Source organism: Paraburkholderia sp. J76 (assembly GCF_905220295.1).
Taxonomy (GTDB): domain Bacteria; phylum Pseudomonadota; class Gammaproteobacteria; order Burkholderiales; family Burkholderiaceae; genus Paraburkholderia.
Window position 1 is genome coordinate 127,514 of the sequence record NZ_CAJMZJ010000002.1, and the last position, 18,195, is coordinate 145,708.

19 protein-coding genes and 1 pseudogene are annotated in these 18,195 nt (G+C 59.9%); 6 read left to right on the forward strand and 14 right to left on the reverse strand.

Annotation, left to right across the window (positions count from 1 at the left end; genetic code table 11):
- Positions 1-2: 2 nt before the first annotated feature.
- The 4 genes and pseudogenes from U5768_RS04110 to U5768_RS04125 form a co-directional block, all read left to right on the forward strand.
- A pseudogene (locus U5768_RS04110) lies at positions 3-389 on the forward strand (phage tail protein); the annotation flags it as partial.
- A gap of 314 nt (positions 390-703) precedes the next feature.
- Complete coding sequence (locus tag U5768_RS04115; RefSeq protein WP_322029110.1) at positions 704-1,768, forward strand: phage late control D family protein; 1,065 nt, start codon at positions 704-706, stop codon at positions 1,766-1,768.
- A gap of 502 nt (positions 1,769-2,270) precedes the next feature.
- Entirely contained in the window at positions 2,271-2,552 is a 282-nt protein-coding gene (locus tag U5768_RS04120; protein WP_322029111.1) for a BrnT family toxin, read from the forward strand.
- A complete protein-coding gene (locus U5768_RS04125) occupies positions 2,524-2,799 on the forward strand; it encodes a BrnA antitoxin family protein (protein ID WP_322029112.1) in 276 nt (91 codons plus the stop codon). The genes U5768_RS04120 and U5768_RS04125 overlap by 29 nt, the downstream gene beginning before the upstream one ends.
- A gap of 67 nt (positions 2,800-2,866) precedes the next feature.
- Here U5768_RS04125 and U5768_RS04130 read toward each other — a convergent pair whose 3' ends face one another.
- Positions 2,867-3,355 carry an IS21 family transposase gene (locus tag U5768_RS04130; RefSeq protein ID WP_322029113.1) on the reverse strand — a complete coding sequence of 163 codons (489 nt, stop codon included), beginning with the start codon at positions 3,353-3,355 and terminating at the stop codon, positions 2,867-2,869.
- Positions 3,356-3,990: 635 nt separating this feature from the next.
- On the opposite strand from U5768_RS04130, the gene U5768_RS04135 reads away from it, so the two are divergent.
- Positions 3,991-6,816, forward strand: a complete 2,826-nt coding sequence (locus tag U5768_RS04135; protein ID WP_322029114.1) for a LuxR C-terminal-related transcriptional regulator — start codon at positions 3,991-3,993, stop codon at positions 6,814-6,816.
- 33 nt (positions 6,817-6,849) lie between these two features.
- On the opposite strand, the gene U5768_RS04140 is transcribed toward U5768_RS04135, so the two are convergent.
- The 6 genes from U5768_RS04140 to U5768_RS04165 all read right to left on the reverse strand — a co-directional run bounded on the left by U5768_RS04140 (position 6,850) and on the right by U5768_RS04165 (position 11,790).
- Positions 6,850-7,218, reverse strand: coding sequence for a BON domain-containing protein (locus U5768_RS04140; RefSeq protein ID WP_322029569.1), 369 nt, complete (start codon positions 7,216-7,218; stop codon positions 6,850-6,852).
- Positions 7,219-7,241: 23 nt separating this feature from the next.
- Positions 7,242-8,807, reverse strand: coding sequence for an alpha/beta hydrolase (locus U5768_RS04145; protein ID WP_322029115.1), 1,566 nt, complete (start codon positions 8,805-8,807; stop codon positions 7,242-7,244).
- 207 nt (positions 8,808-9,014) lie between these two features.
- Positions 9,015-9,236, reverse strand: a complete 222-nt coding sequence (locus U5768_RS04150; protein WP_322029116.1) for a hypothetical protein — start codon at positions 9,234-9,236, stop codon at positions 9,015-9,017.
- 11 nt (positions 9,237-9,247) lie between these two features.
- Complete coding sequence (locus U5768_RS04155; protein WP_322029117.1) at positions 9,248-9,625, reverse strand: hypothetical protein; 378 nt, start codon at positions 9,623-9,625, stop codon at positions 9,248-9,250.
- Between the two features lie 410 nt (positions 9,626-10,035).
- A complete protein-coding gene (locus U5768_RS04160) occupies positions 10,036-10,830 on the reverse strand; it encodes a response regulator transcription factor (RefSeq protein WP_322029118.1) in 795 nt (264 codons plus the stop codon).
- Positions 10,831-10,959: 129 nt separating this feature from the next.
- Complete coding sequence (locus tag U5768_RS04165) at positions 10,960-11,790, reverse strand: hypothetical protein (RefSeq protein ID WP_322029119.1); 831 nt, start codon at positions 11,788-11,790, stop codon at positions 10,960-10,962.
- Between the two features lie 460 nt (positions 11,791-12,250).
- On the opposite strand from U5768_RS04165, the gene U5768_RS04170 reads away from it, so the two are divergent.
- On the forward strand, positions 12,251-12,577 hold the full coding sequence (locus U5768_RS04170; protein WP_322029120.1) for an RcnB family protein: 327 nt from the start codon (positions 12,251-12,253) through the stop codon (positions 12,575-12,577).
- Between the two features lie 90 nt (positions 12,578-12,667).
- On the opposite strand, the gene U5768_RS04175 is transcribed toward U5768_RS04170, so the two are convergent.
- From U5768_RS04175 to U5768_RS04205, 7 genes are read right to left on the reverse strand one after another with little or no spacing between them, the layout of a single operon-like run.
- Complete coding sequence (locus U5768_RS04175) at positions 12,668-14,308, reverse strand: complex I subunit 5 family protein (RefSeq protein WP_322029121.1); 1,641 nt, start codon at positions 14,306-14,308, stop codon at positions 12,668-12,670.
- Positions 14,305-15,804 carry a complex I subunit 5 family protein gene (locus tag U5768_RS04180; RefSeq protein ID WP_322029122.1) on the reverse strand — a complete coding sequence of 500 codons (1,500 nt, stop codon included), beginning with the start codon at positions 15,802-15,804 and terminating at the stop codon, positions 14,305-14,307. Before U5768_RS04180 ends, U5768_RS04175 begins: the two co-directional genes overlap by 4 nt.
- Entirely contained in the window at positions 15,804-16,151 is a 348-nt protein-coding gene (locus tag U5768_RS04185) for an NADH-quinone oxidoreductase subunit K (RefSeq protein WP_322029123.1), read from the reverse strand. The genes U5768_RS04180 and U5768_RS04185 overlap by 1 nt, the downstream gene beginning before the upstream one ends.
- Entirely contained in the window at positions 16,148-17,092 is a 945-nt protein-coding gene (locus U5768_RS04190) for a hydrogenase subunit MbhD domain-containing protein (RefSeq protein ID WP_322029124.1), read from the reverse strand. The genes U5768_RS04185 and U5768_RS04190 overlap by 4 nt, the downstream gene beginning before the upstream one ends.
- Entirely contained in the window at positions 17,089-17,382 is a 294-nt protein-coding gene (gene mnhG, locus U5768_RS04195) for a monovalent cation/H(+) antiporter subunit G (RefSeq protein ID WP_322029125.1), read from the reverse strand. The genes U5768_RS04190 and mnhG overlap by 4 nt, the downstream gene beginning before the upstream one ends.
- A complete protein-coding gene (locus tag U5768_RS04200; RefSeq protein WP_322029126.1) occupies positions 17,379-17,663 on the reverse strand; it encodes a monovalent cation/H+ antiporter complex subunit F in 285 nt (94 codons plus the stop codon). Before U5768_RS04200 ends, mnhG begins: the two co-directional genes overlap by 4 nt.
- Positions 17,656-18,183 carry a Na+/H+ antiporter subunit E gene (locus U5768_RS04205; protein WP_322029127.1) on the reverse strand — a complete coding sequence of 176 codons (528 nt, stop codon included), beginning with the start codon at positions 18,181-18,183 and terminating at the stop codon, positions 17,656-17,658. Before U5768_RS04205 ends, U5768_RS04200 begins: the two co-directional genes overlap by 8 nt.
- Positions 18,184-18,195 lie beyond the last annotated feature (12 nt).

Genomic DNA, 18,195 nt, shown 5'->3' on the forward strand with positions numbered 1-18,195 from the left:
AAATGATGATGGCGCTCGATCAATTCGTGTTCAGCCTGTCCACTGCGCCTTACAAGGAGCTGCAGCGTCAACGCAACTGGAAGCACCCCACCAGCTCGCGCGTTGGCGTGCGTGATGCGAGCCAGTACACCGGCGCCGGCGACGACACGATCACGCTCAACGGAACCGTCGTTCCGGCCGAGTCGTTCGGCTCGATCGCATCCATCAAGCAGCTCGCGACGATGGCCGATGCCGGCGACGCTTACGTGCTCGTCGACGGCGCCGGCAATGTGTACGGCGCCTATATCATCGACGCCCTGAACGAAACGCAGACGTTTCACACGGCCGAAGGCGCGCCGAAAAAAATCGAATTCACGCTCACGCTCAAGCGCGTCGCCGACGAAACGCTCGCCGTTACTGCCGACAGCGACAAGACGCAGAGCGAGGCAAAGCAGTTGCTCACGCAGGCGGGCGCCGTCGCCAAGGTCGGCACGCAGGTTGTCGACAACGTGAAAAACCTGAAGCTCAGCAACGTGAAATCCGCGGCGATCACTGCCGCCGTCACTGTGGCGCCTGACGTTGCCGAAGCGACCGTCAAGGGGCTCTCGACCGCTAGCGGCATCTCGCTTGATAAAGCCCTGAAGGCGGCTAAGACGATTAGCAACGACACCGGCGAAGCCGTGAACACGGTCGTTGCGTATGTTCTCGAAAAGACGGGGGGCGCATGACGGACAAGGCCGAAGTCGTATTGCGCAAAGAGCCGCAGGCCGATTACCGCATCACGCTCGACGGGCGCGACCTCTCGCGCCTGATCGCGCCGAACCTTATCAGCCTGTCGCTTTCCGAATCACGCGCCGAAGAAGCCGACACGCTCGACCTCGTGCTAGACGACTCGAAAGGCTCGTTCGCGATTCCAAAGCGCGGCGCCGCGATCAAGGTTTCGATCGGATGGGTCGGCGAGACGCTTGTCGACAAGGGCACATTCACCGTCGACGAAGTTGAGCACAGTGGCGCCCCCGATATCATCACGATCCGCGCGCGCTCGGCCTCGATGACAGAAGCGATGCACGAGCGCCGAGAACAGAGCTGGCACGCGCAGACGATCGGCGCGATCGTGAGCGCGATCGCCGGCCGTCACTCGCTCAAACCGGCCATTGCCGAAGCGCTCGCGAAAATCGTGATCGCGCATATCGACCAGACGCACGAGAGCGATATGTCTTTTCTCACGCGCGTCGCGAAGCGTTACGATGCCGTGATGAACGTCAAGGATTTGCGCCTGCTGTTCATGCCGATCGGCACCGGCAAGACCGCGAGCGGAAAGGCGCTCAGCGTGCTCAACATCACGCGCAAGAGCGGCGACCAGCACCGCTATCACGTATCGCAGCGCGAGAGCTATGCGGCCGTGCGGGCGCACTACCATTCAAACGGGCAGGGAAAGCGCAAGTCGGTCATAGTCGGCGGCGAGAACAATCACAACGTCAAGGTATTGCCCGAAGACTATGCGACCGAAGCCGAAGCGCGCGCGGCCGCCGAAGCGGAGTTTGCGCGCACGCAGCGCAGTCAGGCAACGCTCGACTACACGCTCGCACTCGGGCAGGCCGAGATTTTCCCTGAGCTTCCCGTGACCGTTTCAGGCTTCAAGGCTGAAATCGACGAAATGCCCTGGCTCGTGAAGAAAGCGACACACACCCTCGGCGATGGCGGATTCACAACCACTCTCGAACTGGAAGTGCGCGACGATCCAACGACGGACAGGCATCGATCGCATTTCAGGAACAGTCCACGGTGACCTGTCGGGCTTGCGAACGGAAACGGAAACCCGGAAAAAACGAGCGAGCAATGACCTATAATCACTTGGCCGTTCCGACTCATCTGCAGGTCTTCACGGTAGGCTACCCGCCGAATGCAACCCTACGAGCAAGAACCCCTGGCCCTGAAATGTGGCTCTGCAGCCGAAGCAGACCAATTTCTTATGGCGCATCTGTGGGGCGCAAGCGAGTGCCTATTACCGCCTGGCACGGTGATGCATTGGGCGAAGCTTCTCCACGGGCGCGGCGACGAGTTCGCGTCGCATGCCGCCGCATGTCACTACTGGCTCTACGAGCACTACAAAGGCTACGACCATAACGGTCCCGTTTGCACCCATCAAAACGCCAATCCGTAGGCGCCCGAACATACTTCCAATTCGCGCAACGTCATGCCGCCGCCGCTCTCGCTTCCCCAACGGCGCGAAGTAATTGTAGTTACGAAAACTTGTTGATGTTCTATGTTTTTGTAACTACAATAACCGCATGGAAACGACCTACGACCCAGCCAAAAGCGACTCGAACCAGTACAAGCACGGTGTTTCGCTGGCCCTGGCAGAAGCTATCGATTGGTCGTCTGTATGGTGCGCGCCCGACGATCGCAAGGATTACGGCGAGTTGCGCGAAATTGGCTATGCGGTGATTGACGACCGTCTGTATTGCGCCGTTTTCACCCAGCGCGGAGAAGCCTTCCGGGTTATCAGTCTGCGCAAAGCCAACAACCGGGAGATTGACCGTTATGAACAAGCCACGCAAATTGATCCGTAACACGCCCGAAGAGGAAGCCGCGATTGCTCGCGGTATCGCTGCGGACCCCGACACGTTCGAACCAACTGACGAACAGTTCGCCCAGATGAAGCGGCGCGGCGGCCGGCCGAAACTTGCGAATCCCAAAGTCGCGGTTACGGTGCGTTACGACGCTGACATCGTCGAGCGCTTCAAGGCGAGCGGAGAGGGCTGGCAGACACGCATGAACAATGCCCTGCGTGAATGGCTGAGAACACATCACGCATAAACAACATGGGCTTCGAGACTCCCGTAAAAGGGCCGCCATATAGCGGCCTTTTTTGCATTCACCGCATCTACGCTGTGTTGTAGGCGGGTGGGCCTATGTCATTCCAGATGCGGCCAGAGCGCCACGCCTTTGGCAGTTCAGCCGCAAGCACACGCCAGTGCGCGAGGACGCCGGCGAACGTACCCTCGGCTTTCGCACGCCGGATTTTGTCGACTACATTCCAGCCGCGCACATAGAGCGCGAAGCTGCGTTGACTCGAAAGATAGTGCGGGGCGTGGACGCCGACCCATGCGAGCATCTCGGCGGGCGGCACGTCGGGCGCGGCGGGATCGGGTTCAATGTTCGCCGTCACACCAATGTCGGAATCGTTGGAGGGGCTTTCGGCGTGCGGAACTGCGGTAGATTCGCGTTTCGACAGACGCAGTAGCTCGATGCGATGCCACGGGATTGGAGACCGGCCGGCGAGATAATTACGGACGGTCCGGGTGCAGCAGCGAAGGATATCGGCGACACGGGCGATTGACAGACCATCCGTCAACGTCAGGAAGTCGGACAAGTCGCCATGTCGGGGGGCTGCGGCAATCATGGGCGGTAAGGCTGAATTTCTGTAAGCGTTTGTAAGTATGTTTACAAACACATAACTCAACCTGTCGGAGTTGATAGGTTTTCAACTCGTTAGCCCCTGCAATTTGACATAACATAAATTATCGAACTTTTGCGTGTAGGGGCTATATCCTAATGTCGCGTTCTGACTAGCGAGCTGGACCGTCTGGCTGACAGGACGACATCTCCATCTGGTCATGACATTTACTGGCTAAGTTCAAATACCCGCATAGCTAAGCTCGAATGTCCAGGCAGCAAAAAATGCTGTTCAAGAGCGATATTTAAAATAAAACCACTTCAAATATTTTCATAAAAATTACTGGAAAAACGTCTTATTAAATTCCATCTATATTATTTGGAAATGCATTAAAAAACTCCTGCAAATTTCGCTCACCGTGCCTGGCTAAGCCAGCTCCTATCCGCCCGAAATCGCCCCTTTCCCGTGAACTTGCGGTAGACGTCACTTATTGCCACAATTTACAATTATTCACGGAGCACGGACCCGTAGATTTCGACGCACAACTTGGAAAGGCAACCCTCGGAAGTCGCCTGCGCTTCCGGATGGAAACCTCAGGGGTATGAGTGATCATGGAAGCCTCATCAGCCAGTAGCGCTCGCCAATGGAACGTATCGCTCATTCGCACCAAAATGTGCCCGCCGCGCCTCCCGGCGGCCTGCGTGCAAAGGCCAGCGTTGCTCGAACGACTCGGCAAGCGGCCAGCTCAAAGCGTCACCCTCGTCACGGCACCAGCGGGATTCGGAAAGACGACATTGCTTGCCCAATGGAGCCAGGCAATTGCCGATCAAGACCATATCGTTGCGTGGCTCAGCATCGATCGGGAAGACGACGACGCGCAACAGTTCGGCGCCTATCTGGTGGCCGCGCTCTTTCGCGCATCGGAAGAGATCGCGCGGCAAGCCCAACAAATCCTGAATAGCGACCCGCTGACTCCGATCAGAACGGTGATTTCCGTGCTGTTGAACGGTATTGCCGCATCGGATCGCTTTGTTTTCCTCGTGCTCGATGACGTCGATCGCCTTAGCGCGAAGCCCGTTCTCGCGATCGTGTCTCTGCTGCTGCGCTACGCGCCCGAAAACATGCACATATTGCTCGGCGCGCGTGCGGAGCCACCCTTGTCACTTAATCAGTTAAAGGCGCCAGACAAGCTGACCCGTCTCGGCGCGGACGATCTCCGCTTTTCAGTGAACGAGGCGAAGGCGTTTCTCGAACGTACCGCTACCCTGCCCCTCGACCGTCCCCACGTGGAGTTACTGAATGAAGCGACCGAAGGATGGGTCGCGGGATTGCAGTTGGCCTCTATTGCATTGGACCGAGTGGGAGATGCAGCCAAGGTCGTCAATAACCTTCGAGGCGCCGGCTACGGAATCGATCGCTACCTCGACGATACGGTTCTGTCCCACCTGCCGAAGCCCATTCTGGAATTCCTCCTTTCCACTTCGATTCTCGAACGGCTCGGGCCGGCCGTGTGCGATGCGATCACGGGGCACGATTCGGGAGGCGTCACGCTCCACTGGCTTGATCAGCACAACATATTTATCCGGCCGCTCGACGAGGAAACGTCCTGGTATCGCTATCACGCCCTGCTGTCCGACGCATTGCAACGGCGCCTCAAGCGTCAGACGCCGCAAGAGGTGCCGCGATTGCATCGTCGCGCAAGCCAGTGGTTTGCCGAGGCCCATCTCTGGCCTGAGGCGGTAAGACACGCGCTCGCCGCCGGCGATCTCGAACAGGCGGCATTGTGGGTCGAAAACTGTGCGATGGAAATGCTGGAGCGCGGGGATCCGCACACGTTGCTGGCCTGGATCGCGAGGCTTCCGGCCGATGCCATCCAGGGGCGATTGCGCCTGCGGCTGGCGAAAGCGTGGGCGCTGGTCTTTTCGCTGCAAATCGTGCCGGCCGCGAAATACGTAAGCGCGGTTGCTGAAGATATCAACCGGATGCGACTCGACAATAGCGTGAAGGTCGACGAGGCTACGCTGGCAGAAGTCTATGCGGTCCGCTCCCTCGTGGCGGGACTTGGCGACGACAGCGAAAGTTCGCTTGAACTTGGGAATCTCGCGTTGGCCAACACCGTGTCTGGCGCGCCGTGGGTAAAGCGCTACGCACAAGCCTCGCAATTCTTCGGGTTGCTCTATCACGGAACGTTCGATCAGATTCGCCGAGCCTGGGAACTGGCCGATCACCAAACCCGGCATGTTCCCGAGCCAATCTACTCGGATTTAATCCGGCACGCGATGTACGGTCTTGCTGCGCTGGTATATGGCGAGATATGCGAAGCACGCCGAACATTCGAGGGAACGCTCGCGCGTGCCGAAGATTTCCTCGGTCCATTGTCAAGCTGTGCGGTTGGCGTCGCGGGCTGCCTGGCGTCGATCTATTACGAATCCAATGAGTTGCCCAAAGCGCACAAGATGATTGCCGGGCGAACGTCCATCGCACTGCAGTCCTGCCCGGTGGGCGGACTTGTGCGATATGTCCTCTCCGCCGCACGGCTTTCGTGGCGAGACGGGGAACGAGGGGCCGCACTTGCCGTTCTCGAAGATGGCCGGCAGATAGCGATCACGCGCGGCTGGCTCCGGCTCAGGCTCGCCTGCGACGCCGAAACCGTAAGACTCCTTATTAATAGTGGCAACGTTGTGGAGGCGCGGCGGCTCGCGGACGGACTTGCCAGGCGTGTGCCCGCGCTATGCGAAGGGCGTGCAGGATCGGCCGTCGATACCTGGACAAACTATTGCCTCCTGCAGGCGCGAGTATTGATCGCCGAAAACGCCGCCGAACAGGCGACCGTGATTCTGTCGGGAGCGCTCGATCTTGTTACAAGCAAGGGCTGGCGCTCTCTCGAAGCACAAATTTCCGTGGTGTTATCTCGCGCATTCGAACAATACGGCGCGTCTAAAGAAGCGATTGTCGTGCTCGAACGCGCGCTTCGCATCGGCGAGGCGATTCGGATGGTCAACAGTTTCGTCGATGAAGGACCCGCGATCCGCGCATTATTGAAGCGGTTTCGCCATACTTCGGTGCGTGGCGCTTCCGCCCATTCAGCCTACGTCGATAAGTTACTGGCCGCTTTCGACGCAAACGACGCCTCGCCAGCGCGGACAAACAAGGCGGGGGCGCACCCTGTCGAGTCGTCCGAAATTCTGAGCGCGAGGGAACTTGAGGTACTCAACCACGTGGCGCGCGGCTTGTCGAACAAGGAAATCGGCCGTACGTTGAAACTGGCGCCCGAGACAGTCAAATGGCACTTGAAGAATATCTTCGAAAAACTCAACGTCAATTCGCGGATCGAAGCGGTTCAACGTGTTCTTGGGCTTGGCTCAAAGGCCGCAACGTTGGACGATGGCGAACGACAAGGCACGCCGGGCCAGCGCATTCGCGCCACCGGGCAGTAAATATCGGCCGGGATGGACTGCTATCGAAACCGCTCAGCGGCCGCTCATGCGATTCGTTCGCACCGCCAACTGATTCGATACCGACCTCACGCCGCGAACTGACCACGCCGCACGGGTAGCCCGATTGATCTGCGATCGCTCCGGCACCCACCCCGTTAGCGTAACGATGCCGCCGCGGACCCGAACCTGAATATTCATGGAATTCAGTCCCGATGTCCGCACGAGCGCGCGGCGGACATCATTAGCCAGCGCACTATCGGACCTGCGTCGGTGCTGGGGTACCGCTGCTGTTCCCGGTTGTGCGGATACATCGGCAGCAGGACTCGCGCTGGTCTGTGCGCTCACATAGGTCGCGCTGGTTGCGATAACAACCGACAGCACGGCACCGATGATTCGACGCATGCAGTCATTTTTCACGTTCTCTCCTAAGGTTCTTCCGCCCCAACCTGCTCAAGCTCGCTCAGGTCATCGGCGAAATTGTCGGCATTTCCCGCAGCGGTTTCATGCGAGCGCTTGGGCGACTTGACGGACGGGGGCGGCATTTTTCCAATGCCCTCATCGATCCGCTGCAATAGATAAGGAAAGAACGGATTCGACGCAATCCGGAACATCGAGTCGAGCGTCAGTATCAGCGTGCCCCGCTCGCCGCGTGGTGCCAGCGTGCCGAGATGTTCGTTGAAGTTCTCTGAATCATCGGGCGCGATGCCGTAGAGCGAATCAGTAATCGGGAACGGAATCGCAACGTGAGACAGCGAAAAAATGTCCTGCGGATAGTCGATATCCAATGGCTTGACTTGCGTTTGTACTTCACCGGCATAAACGCTACGCTCGACAGTGTGCGGCGAATCAGGCGACGCATTGGCAACGACTGTCGTGCGATAGTTTTGCGGACCGATTCGTAGCAGCCGGGCGAGCGCCGTGTACGACGCGACACGCAGGAAAGTCCTGAACCGCACGCTGCGGTTCACGTCGAACAACACGACCTCGCTGCCGTTCTCGGGCAGCCTGTCATAGAGAGAAGACATGACTGCCGGCGTACTGACTGTGAAATCAGTCACGGACTGGAATGTCAGGATTGGCGGCAGACCGTCAAGTCGATTCTCCTGCTCGAGCCTCGCAATCTGCTCCTGAATAACGGAGGTCAATAAATACGATTGACGAGCTGCACTCACCGGAAATGAGTTGTATTTGAACGGATTGAACTCCGGTATGATGCCTAGCCACGCTGCCCGCGCGAAGGCCGGCAATATTGCAGGCAATCCGGCGAGCCCCGCAAAGCGGGCATAACGCGTCACGCCGATCATGGGCGAGATCAGAATGACCCGGCTCGGACGAGTTAGTTTGGGATTCTCAATCGCATCGAGCGCGTATTGCAACGCGAGCGCACCGCCGTTCGAAAAACCTACCAGTTCCAGCGGCTTGTCGGGACCCACACGCCGACGCGCCTCTCGTACCGCAAGCCTCGTTGCCGCGGCCCAATCTTGCCAGTGCACGTCGGTCAAGCCGGCTGGCACGGTGCCGTGACCCGGCAAGCGGATTCCGATCGCAACGAAGCCACGGTCGCGATAGTGGCGCGCGATATGGCGCAGACTGTACGGGGAATCCGTCATGCCGTGCAACAACACCACCGCACCGACCGGCGGACCCGCCGGCTCAAGAATGTACGAATGGTTCCAGTCCTCCGCGAAGTGCCCCGGATAGATCGGCGCGCCCTCGTAGTAACGGTTCGTCGGAATGCGTTCGGACGGCTTCAACTTTTCGACGACATTGACGCGCACATCCTCGAATATTCGCGCTTCAGCCTTCATGTAGTCATTCCAGTCCCCGGCATCCATTTCTTCGACCGTCATTTCGCGCGGTACGTAGGTATGCCAGACCGAAAGATCAGGACCGCGCTGAGAATACCAGGCACGTAGCCCGAGCGCGAGCACCATCAGCAAAACGACAATGAATAGACCGATCTTGATGACCTTCAGTGACGTGCGGAACATTCGCGTTCTCTTGGTGAAGGTTGCATTTAGCGCTGGCAGTCGTCTTGTTCAAACGCTCCGATACACTTCTGGCGTCGACGAGAGTCGCGACGATGAACGGGCACAGCAACGCTTTTCGCGACCCATCCGATCGAGACACGATGCAAATTCGAACAGCCGGACGCCCTCCCGGGCCGTCCGGCTCACCAGCACAGTAGCCGGCCACGCCTACTGGCGGCCACCCCGTATGTTGCCGGCCACACCGCCCGCCGCGCCGCCGATAAGCGCACCGGTCCACGCATCTCCACCTGCAATCGCCGCTATGCCGGCACCGCCGGCCGCACCGAGTGCCGCGCCACTCACCGTCCCCTGCTCACGAGGCGTCATATTCGTGCAACCCGTCATGGCAACGAGACCAGCAATGCTTATGATCCATCCCAGTCGTTTCATGATGTTCGCCCTCATTGACCTTTATTCATACCTGGCACGACTACCTGGAACCAAAGGGTCTCAATCACCGGGTGCTGGATGAGTGTGGGGTTGCTGGCGTAATAGTTATCCAGACTTTGGCGCACGCTGTCGAGTGTTTGGCCCTGCATGCCTCTGCCGAACCGCGGCGCGATGTCCTCCTTGTTCGCCGCGCCTCCGGCATAGGCGCGCTCGACGTCGAGCAGATTGGAAATGCCCACAAGATACGCTTTCTTTTCCGCTTCCGAAGAGGCCATCCATTGCTGACCCGTGACGATTGGAATGCTTTGCGCATGCGCGACATTCCCCAACGTCACAAGCGACACGAATGATAGAGATAACAACGCTTTCCAATGTGGTTTGAGTGCCATCACAAACTCCGGGAAGTTATGTTCTCCAGCAGGACGCCGCTGAATGCATCGGGCGGCGGCGATCGGGTGACTTCGGTACTGGGTTCGTGTGTCTCGTGGCGCCTCCTCTCAGGTTCGTCGGGCCCGTCCGGTTGGTCACGAAAAGGCGACGACAGGCCGGATCCGTTGTGACCGCTGCCTGAACGCTACGCGTTGGGCGTGTCCTTACACATTGTGCCGTCCTTCATCCTGCCGCGCCCGGCCGGGAGTCATCGAGTCAAGTATACCGGGAGAAAGAAAAGTGTCTGTTTAGATGGCTGATCGAGCGGATCGTCAAAATTCGCTCTTAATGTTTGCAGACATGGTTGATTTCCTGCTGCTCGATTTTATGCGCTTCGAATTCGCAATTCAGGTCGGCCGAACCCCGTGATTCATTTCGAGCTGCTCATCGTTTCGTCGACGAATTCCAGTGCGCCCTCATCCATTTTTCGAATTACCGCGGCCGCTGGAATGTCGGCGAAGTCAGGATTCCCGGCAGTCGCGTCCACGGCGTCCAGTCTGTATCCATGGGTATACACGGTACTCAGCCGTACCCCATTCTCGGGCCCTAGCGCGAGCTTTTTCCTGAGCCGATAGATATGGGTGTCCACGGTTCGGGAGGTGCTTTGCAATTCACGGCCCCATGCAAACTTCACCAGAAAATCTCTTGGAACCAGCCGCCCGGCATTTGTGAAAATGCATGCGACGATCGAAAATTCCTTTGTCGTCAATTCCACGGCATTTCCGCGAAGCGTGACGGACTGCCGAATGGTATCGATCACATAGTGTCCAAGCGATATAGTACTCGCAGGTTTTTCATTGCGCTTCGTACGGTGCAATAGTGCGGCAACTCGCGAAGCCAGTTCGCTTTCCCCAAATGGCTTGATTACATACTCATCGGCGCCGGCCTCCAATGCCCGAACAATCTCAGCTTCAACGCCCTTGCTCGTTAAACAGAGTACCGCCGGTTCGTAACTCAGATTAAACCGGATCCAGTTCAGGATATCGAAGCCGGTAACGTCCGGTAATTGAAGATCCAGCACGACGAGGTCGATCCCATTGGCCTTGAGAAAAGAAACGGCGCTTTCCCCGCAAGATACCGTGCTGACGCTGTGCCCCGAGTCCAGCAGCGCGCTTTGCGCCGCCGAAGCCAGTTCCGGGTCAGATTCCACTAACAGGATATTCATGCATCACCTCGCTTCCTCCTCAAGAGATCGGCGATTGCTGCGCTTCGGAATACGCGCATTGATTGTGAACTTCTTGAGGTCAGAGTAGATTCCGCGCCGCGACAATGGAGCCCCCCATTCGGGGGGGATTCACGCATTCCGCCAGGGCATGCTGGCAGCGGCGGTTGAGCGCGAGGCGTTGGCCACGGCGAGTAGCGCAAAGCCGGCCAAACCGCTCGCGACATGCTTGAGAGCGTGACCCGCCAACAGGTGATGCGACAGCGCCCAAATCTGCCAGTCCAGGCTTTCGAAGGCCTTTGCAATTGCGTAGAAGACGATCAGCATGACCCACCCGCCCAACCCTTCGACCTTACGGAAAACTGTCATGACGACGATGACCGCGAGTCCGCCGAACTGCAGAATCGCATACGGCCAAAGGCTCTCGAACGCCATCCAGTACCCAACCGTTCCTACCGAAACGGCGACGAGTATCAGCAACTGTAGCCATCCCACCCGCATGCCGCTTACCGACGTCCAGAGCATCGCGAGAATTCCCGCGAATACGATCGTCATCGGCAAACGGTCCCACACGAGGGTCGCGTCGCTGGGCGCCGCGTGATACCACGCTGATCCAAATGCGGTCAGGATCAGCCCGATCGCGGCGGCCAGCATTCCAGGGAGCTGAAGAGGCCGTTGCGACATGCGTCGGACGACCCATCCGAGGTTCGCGATGCCCGCCGCCAGAATCACCAGGTTCGACAGCACGTCCGAGGCGTTGGGGAGCGCGCCGAGCGAACGCTCGTCCGCGAAGTGATGGTAAGAAGCCGCTTGCGTGAGAGGCCACACGATTTGCAACACCGCGCCGAGCGCAAAGAGCGCGACGCTGCCCAGCAGCAAGCGGGAAGTCTTCACGTTGCTCGCCTCCAAAGTGAACGACACGATTGTCCGCCGTTCATTCGCGTTGCGCACGCTCTCGAACATGGCATCGATCAGTATGTCCTTATCGCCGACGATACGTTTGACAACGTTCGCTCCATTGGCGGAACGCCAATCGAATCGCCCGCCCTCCTTGTATCGCTCAAATCGTTCGCCGGATGGCAGATTTGCGATCGCTGTTACATATAGAACGCGAAATCGCGCTTGCCTGACACTGCTTTACTGGTTGCGCGATCAACCATATCCCGTCCTTCCACGGCGGAAGATTTTTTTCAAGCCAATGCATAGCGCGTAGACGAGAGGTTATCGCACGGTTTTTCGGTCTGAGTGCTCTTCAATGAAAACAAATGTGAATTAACATCCACTTAATGAAATCTGTTGAGTTGAAATGAAAAGTTCTTGCACTCGGACTACCCTTTATATTATTTGTTTAACTGGCGTGACCAGAGCCCTCTATGGCTTCGGGTCAGGTAATCAGCAGCCCGCCTTCAAAGGAGATTGGAAAATGAAAAGCCAACTTGTTCTCTCTGTCGTCGCTGCACTGATCGTCGGTATTTCGTCGTCCGCACTGGCGCAAGGCACACCCGCGGGTGACCAAAGCCAGGGAACGGGACGCCAGCAAGTCATGCCGACCATGCCGCATCGCGACTGGCATGAAGGCCAGCAGGTGCCGTCGAAGTACAGGCATTACAACTTCGTCATGAACGACTGGAAATCGCATAGCCTCGATGCGCCAGCACGCGGGCAACAATGGCTCGGGGTAAATGGCGACTACGTGCTGGTCACGAGAAGCAACTGGAAGATCGCGAAGATCGTTGCAGGCACGCAGTAACGCGACGTTCCGCAAATCGACCAACTGCGAGGCGAGCGGGCGAATTCACGTTTTTACGCGCGCAAGGCGTGCTCGCCCGTGCCGCCTTCGTCAGCCCGCTATCGCCAGCAGACCGCCGAGCAACAGCGCGGTGATCAGGAGCGTCAGACAGGACACCGGCCATCGCCGCATCACCGCATCCGTACGCGTAGCGAACCACACGGCCGCCGTGCCAGCTCGCTGCACTTCGTGTAGCAGACCACCCACATCTCCGGGTGGCACGGTCGGCATCTTCGTTCTGTATCGATCCCATCCAATGGCAAGCACTGAGCCTGCAAGCACTGGCCAGAGTGCCGACCAAAGCGTCGCAGGCGCAACGGCCTCGGGTAGCGAACCAATGGGGATATGAAGGTACAACGTCCAAGGCACGATCAGCGAGAGCGCGACCATCGCCAGCCATGACGCTGTGAGCGGCGCGGGCGGGCGAGCATCGGTATCAGCCGATGCCGAGCCGCCGAGGCAGCGCACGAAATGCAGCATCAGCAGCGTGGTCGCAACCGAAGACGCCACAGCGAGCGAGCCTGCCAGTTCGCCGCTCAATAGATTCTTGGCAGCATATTTAGCCAGTGCGCCGCCTGTGAGCGGCAATCCGCCGAGACCGAGCGCGATGACTGCCGTGAGCCACTGCACCGATCGAAGCGATCTCGCCCCGGTTAGTGCAACTACGCCCACCGCCAGAAACAGCGTGCCTTTTACCAGTAGATGATGCGCGGCATAGAAAGCAACCACCGTGACCGTACTCGCGTCCCCGGCGGCCAGCCCCATGCCGGTCACCATAGCGATAAACCCCATCTGACTGACGCTTGAGTACGCAAGAATCACTTTCGGCCGAGACTGCGTGATGCCAATCGCCACTCCGTAAAACGCACCGAATATTCCCACTGCCGCGAGGGGTATGCCAAAGTGCGGCAGCGCATGATCGAATGCAAATGGCAGAAAGCGAATCAATGCGATCACACTGGCCTTGACCACCGCGCCGCTCAATACCGCTGCCGCAGGCGTCGGCGCCGCTCCATACGCATAGGGCATCCAGAAATGCAGCGGCACGAGCCCCGCCTTCATGCCTAGGCCGATAAGCAGCAATAGCAGCGTCGCGTCCCGCCACGGGGAATTCGGCAACGCCGCAGCAGCGTCGCGAATAAGCAGGCTGTTTCCGGGCGTGGCCTGCACCAGCAGAATGAGCCCTCCCAGCAAAAAGGCCTCTGCGAGCAGCGCAACGCCAAGGTAAAGCGCGCTTGCGTAGCGTGCGCCGGGTCCTCGTCCCTGAAGCACCAGGCCGCTCGCCCCGACGCTCAACACGGCAAGCATGAGGTAAAAACCCACAACGTCGGCGGCGAGAAACACGCCAATACATCCGGTCATGGTCATGAACCAGCAGACGACGAACCCGCCGGTATCCCGTTGCACACGCAACGACCGCGCTGCAAAGATTCCCGAGAATAACCAGAGCACGGACGCCGTCCCAAGCAATATCGCGCCGGGCAAATCGAGCCCAAAATACAGCGCAAATCGGCTGTGACCGAGCGTTAGCGTGACGCTCTGATCCGCGCCCACTGCCGCCATCAATGCGGGCAGCGGCGCGATTGCAAACCACGAGGAAAACCGCGTGCGCAGACGCCCGAACGCACAAAGCAGCAACATCAGCAACGGCAGGCCCAAGGCAGCGGCGATCAATGCCTGAGAAACGTTCATGGCGCCCCCGCCAATGGCAGCGTCGAGCGGCCGATCTGCGCTACGTCGACAGGCAGAAACACAGCGAGACCCAGCAGGAAAGAGCAGATTGCGAGAGCGAGCACGACTATCTGCTGATAACGGGGCACCTGCTTTTTCGGCGACCAGTCGGGCGCGGCCGGCTCCATCGCGCGCACGACCACCATGAATACGTAGATGCTCGTGAGCAATCCGCCAAGCAGCATCACCAGCGCCCACCACCATTGGCCTGTCTCCAACGCCGCTGAAATCAGCAGCCACTTGGCCAGAAAGCCCCCGGAAGGCGGCAAGCCGATCAGCGTCGCGCCGGCGAGTGCGAACGCCGTCACCGTCATCGGCAAGCTGCGCGCGGCGCCGCGCAGGTCCGCGATACGGTCATGTCCCAACGTGGCATAGATCAGACCCGCGGCGAGGAACATGGCCGCTTTTGCGCTTGCATGCGAAATGGCCTGCAAAAGGCCGCCCGTGACGGCGCGCGAACCATCGTGCTGCACGGCGAGCGGAAAGAACAGGAACAGATAGCCGATCTGCGCGACGGTCGAGTAAGCGATCAACAGCTTCAGCCGTATCTGGCGCAGCGCCACCACGTTGCCGAAAACGATAGCCGCCGCCCCGAGGCCGGCAAGCAGTTGCGCGAAAGAACCATTCACGACGCCTGCAAAAACGTCCACCCATAGCCGCACGATCACGAACCACGATCCCTTGATGACCAATGCCGAAAGCAGCGCGCTCGCGGCGGCAGGCGCACCGGCATGCGCGGGCGGCAACCATAAATGCATCGGGAACAACGCGGTTTTGGCGAGCATGCCCGCCGTCATCAATGCCACTGCCGCCCACGTGATCGGCTCTGCGCGGATGTGTCCCGCAAGCATCGCGATGTCCAGCGTGCCATACGCGCCATAGAGCAGAAAAACGCCCAACAGATAGGACATCGAACCGATCAGCGCGAACAGTAGATAACGCAGCGCGGCCTGCAACGTCTCGGCGCGGCCGTCGAGCGATACCAGAGGAACGCCCGCAAACGTGAGCAGTTCGAGCGCGACGTAAAGCGTAAAGACGTCGCCGCTGACAAACACCAGATTGAGCGCGCCCCAAACCGCTAGCAACAGCAGCCAGAATGCCAGTGGGCCGCGAGTTTCGCGCGCGCCAGCGGGGGTGGTGAAATCGCCGTTGGCATAAATCGCCACTGCCCCGACGACCACGGCAACCACAAGCAGCATGCACACGGAGAGCCCGTCTGCGCGCAGCATGACACCCAGCGGCGGCGGCCAGCCGCCGAGCGGATAACGCAATGCGGCGCCCGAAACGAGCAGTCGATATGCAATGGCCAGCACGATGCCGATGCCGCACACGATCGTTAGCCATGCCAGGCGTTGCCCCCGGCGACCGCCGGACATGAGGCCGGCCAGCATGCCTGCGAAAGGCAGCAACACGGCGAGCACCAATAGCAGGCCGCCTGCTGTCGGCTGCTGTGCCATCAACCCTCCACGTTGGGAGAGCCCGGCTTCATTGCGGTATCGCCTTCGGCCGAAAGCGAGTTCGAGCCGGTTTGCGCGAATCTTTGCAACATGAGCGCGACGGCCAGCGCGGAAGCGGCAAACGATACGACAATCGCCGTAATCAAAAGCGCCTGCGGCACCGGATCGCCAGACATGCCAGCCGCGGCACCACGGTGCGCGATGACGGCGCACGCGAGAAACACGCCGTTTCCGACCAGATTGAACGCCAGCACCTTGCGCAAGGGCTGCGGATTGACTATCAGCCCATACAGGCCGAGGCCTACGAGCGCGGCGGCGGTCAAGCCGAATAACTGCAATACGGTCATATGCGCGCCTCCGGCCGTTGCGGCGGCCCGATCAGCAGCAACACCAGCGTCACCGCGAGCGAAGGCAGCAGCGCGGCCTCGATAACGATGATCCACAGTTTCGCCCAGCCCTCGGGGTAAGCCAGAAAGGCATCCGCCATCGCCACGCCAAGCAGGCCCACGACGATGAATACCGCCGGGCCGAGAACCAGCACGGCGCGCAACCCGCGGCTGCTGATTGCCGGCGCATCGCGCAGCCCCGACATCATGACGAGCAGCCACATCGCGGCAATCACCGTCGCGCCCTGGAATTTGCCGCCCGGATGATCCGCGCCGACCCAGAAAATGTAGATGCCGATCACCACGCCAACGGGCGGCAAGACTCGCGCGAGATACACAAGAATGTCGTTGGGGCTCACCCGTTGCGCCACGCCGGGCCTGCCGCCCCAGTAGCGATCGGGCGCGAGCGACCAGACGCCGATTACGCCAAACAGCAGCGCAATGGCTTCGAGCAGCGTGTCGATCGCGCGAAACGACAGCAGGACCGCAGTAATCGGGTTGCCAACGCCCGTCGCCGCGATATGCCGCGCAACCTCGGGCGCGAGCGTCGGCGCAGGGTCCGGCAAGCGCAGCAGACACGCTGCGATAACCGCCGCAACCGCCGCAGAAACAGCGGCGGCCGCAACCCGCATCAAGCGGCCAGGCGTTTCGGCCTCTGCTGACGCTTCGGTTGCGCGCAAGCGCGTGGCCGCGCGAATCAACAGCGCGCCGGTCAGGCCGGCCCCGATTGCGGCTTCGGTCAACGCTACGTCCACGGCGCGAAGCACCAGCCACGCCAGCGTGAGCAGCAAGCCATAGGGTATGAACCCGGCCACCGCCGCGAATGTGTCGCGCACAACGACAGTCCAGAGCGCAAGCGCAAGCAGCAGGACGCCGATACTCGCGGAGATGGCGAAGATCACGTGCCCTCCTCCTGCCGACGCGCGGCTCGCGCGATGAGCTGCGATACATCGGACGACGTAAGAAGAACCAGCAGCCACACCACGATCAGCTTGAGCGCAACCATGACGTGGCCTGACTGCGGCAGAAGTCCCAGAACGACCATGCCGAGGCCGAGATTATCGGCTTTGGTCAGCGCATGGAGCCGCGTGTAGGTGTCCGGAAACCGCAGCAGCCCCACCGTACCGGCGACAAAAAAGAAAATGCCGGCGAGCATGGCCACGATCGTGAAGATGTCCGCGGCGGTTTTCATGTTCGATCATCCTCGATGGGCTCGACTGACACTTGCCGGTCAGCCTTCACGAAGGCCGCCGAAGCGAACGCCGCGAGCACCGCGAGCGTCAACGCCACATCCACTACGGCCTCCACGCCGCTCGCCGTGCCGACCAGCAGCAAGACCGCAATGCCGCCCGTACCGAAGAGCTGAGCCGCCATCATGCGATCGGCGCGCGTGGGGCCGCGCAGCACACTCAGCAGTCCCACCGCAACCATGAGCAACACCAGTCCGGAAAAGGCAATGAGCACGTTAGCCATGACGTTCGCCGTGTGTGAACGCGCGAGCAAGGCGACGTTCTTCGTCGGCCAACTGCTCGATGATCGGCTGCGAGATGTCGAGGCAGTGATAAACGAGCCCGTCCTCAGTTTCATCGACAGGAAGCGAGCCCGGCAACAGGCTGGTGACAATGGCGAAGTCGTTGCGCGCCATGCCTGGAGGAAATCCCACGCGGTAGACCACGATGCCGGGCTGCAGCGGCAGACGCGGATGCAGTGCGCGACGCGCAACGTCGATACCCGCCAATACGGATTGCGCGAGGAAATGCGGCACGAATATCAGCAGCGCGCCCAGACGTACCCGGCCAGCCGCGGGAGGAAGCAGGCGCAGACTCATCTGCGTCGCAACGAGGGTCGCGATCAGCCCAAAACCGATATCGGCCGGCTTGGCGCTCGGCATGAGGATTATCCAGAGCGCAAAAAAGCACAGCGCGCGCGACAGCGCAACGCGCCAGTGCGCGCGGAAATCCAGCAGGAAAGCATGTAACCCGGTCGTGTCCATGAGCGACGCACG

What these genes read in the sequence shown, in the direction of transcription:
- U5768_RS04115 (WP_322029110.1), top strand. Translation starts at nt 704, where the DNA reads ATGACGGACAAGGCCGAAGTCGTATTGCGCAAAGAGCCGCAGGCCGAT.
- U5768_RS04120 (WP_322029111.1), top strand. Translation starts at nt 2,271, where the DNA reads ATGGAAACGACCTACGACCCAGCCAAAAGCGACTCGAACCAGTACAAG.
- U5768_RS04125 (WP_322029112.1), top strand. Translation starts at nt 2,524, where the DNA reads ATGAACAAGCCACGCAAATTGATCCGTAACACGCCCGAAGAGGAAGCC.
- U5768_RS04135 (WP_322029114.1), top strand. Translation starts at nt 3,991, where the DNA reads ATGGAAGCCTCATCAGCCAGTAGCGCTCGCCAATGGAACGTATCGCTC.
- U5768_RS04140 (WP_322029569.1), bottom strand. Translation starts at nt 7,218, where the DNA reads ATGCGTCGAATCATCGGTGCCGTGCTGTCGGTTGTTATCGCAACCAGC.
- U5768_RS04145 (WP_322029115.1), bottom strand. Translation starts at nt 8,807, where the DNA reads ATGTTCCGCACGTCACTGAAGGTCATCAAGATCGGTCTATTCATTGTC.
- U5768_RS04150 (WP_322029116.1), bottom strand. Translation starts at nt 9,236, where the DNA reads ATGAAACGACTGGGATGGATCATAAGCATTGCTGGTCTCGTTGCCATG.
- U5768_RS04155 (WP_322029117.1), bottom strand. Translation starts at nt 9,625, where the DNA reads ATGGCACTCAAACCACATTGGAAAGCGTTGTTATCTCTATCATTCGTG.
- U5768_RS04160 (WP_322029118.1), bottom strand. Translation starts at nt 10,830, where the DNA reads ATGAATATCCTGTTAGTGGAATCTGACCCGGAACTGGCTTCGGCGGCG.
- U5768_RS04165 (WP_322029119.1), bottom strand. Translation starts at nt 11,790, where the DNA reads ATGTTCGAGAGCGTGCGCAACGCGAATGAACGGCGGACAATCGTGTCG.
- U5768_RS04170 (WP_322029120.1), top strand. Translation starts at nt 12,251, where the DNA reads ATGAAAAGCCAACTTGTTCTCTCTGTCGTCGCTGCACTGATCGTCGGT.
- U5768_RS04175 (WP_322029121.1), bottom strand. Translation starts at nt 14,308, where the DNA reads ATGAACGTTTCTCAGGCATTGATCGCCGCTGCCTTGGGCCTGCCGTTG.
- U5768_RS04180 (WP_322029122.1), bottom strand. Translation starts at nt 15,804, where the DNA reads ATGGCACAGCAGCCGACAGCAGGCGGCCTGCTATTGGTGCTCGCCGTG.
- U5768_RS04185 (WP_322029123.1), bottom strand. Translation starts at nt 16,151, where the DNA reads ATGACCGTATTGCAGTTATTCGGCTTGACCGCCGCCGCGCTCGTAGGC.
- mnhG (WP_322029125.1), bottom strand. Translation starts at nt 17,382, where the DNA reads ATGAAAACCGCCGCGGACATCTTCACGATCGTGGCCATGCTCGCCGGC.
- U5768_RS04200 (WP_322029126.1), bottom strand. Translation starts at nt 17,663, where the DNA reads ATGGCTAACGTGCTCATTGCCTTTTCCGGACTGGTGTTGCTCATGGTT.
- U5768_RS04205 (WP_322029127.1), bottom strand. Translation starts at nt 18,183, where the DNA reads ATGGACACGACCGGGTTACATGCTTTCCTGCTGGATTTCCGCGCGCAC.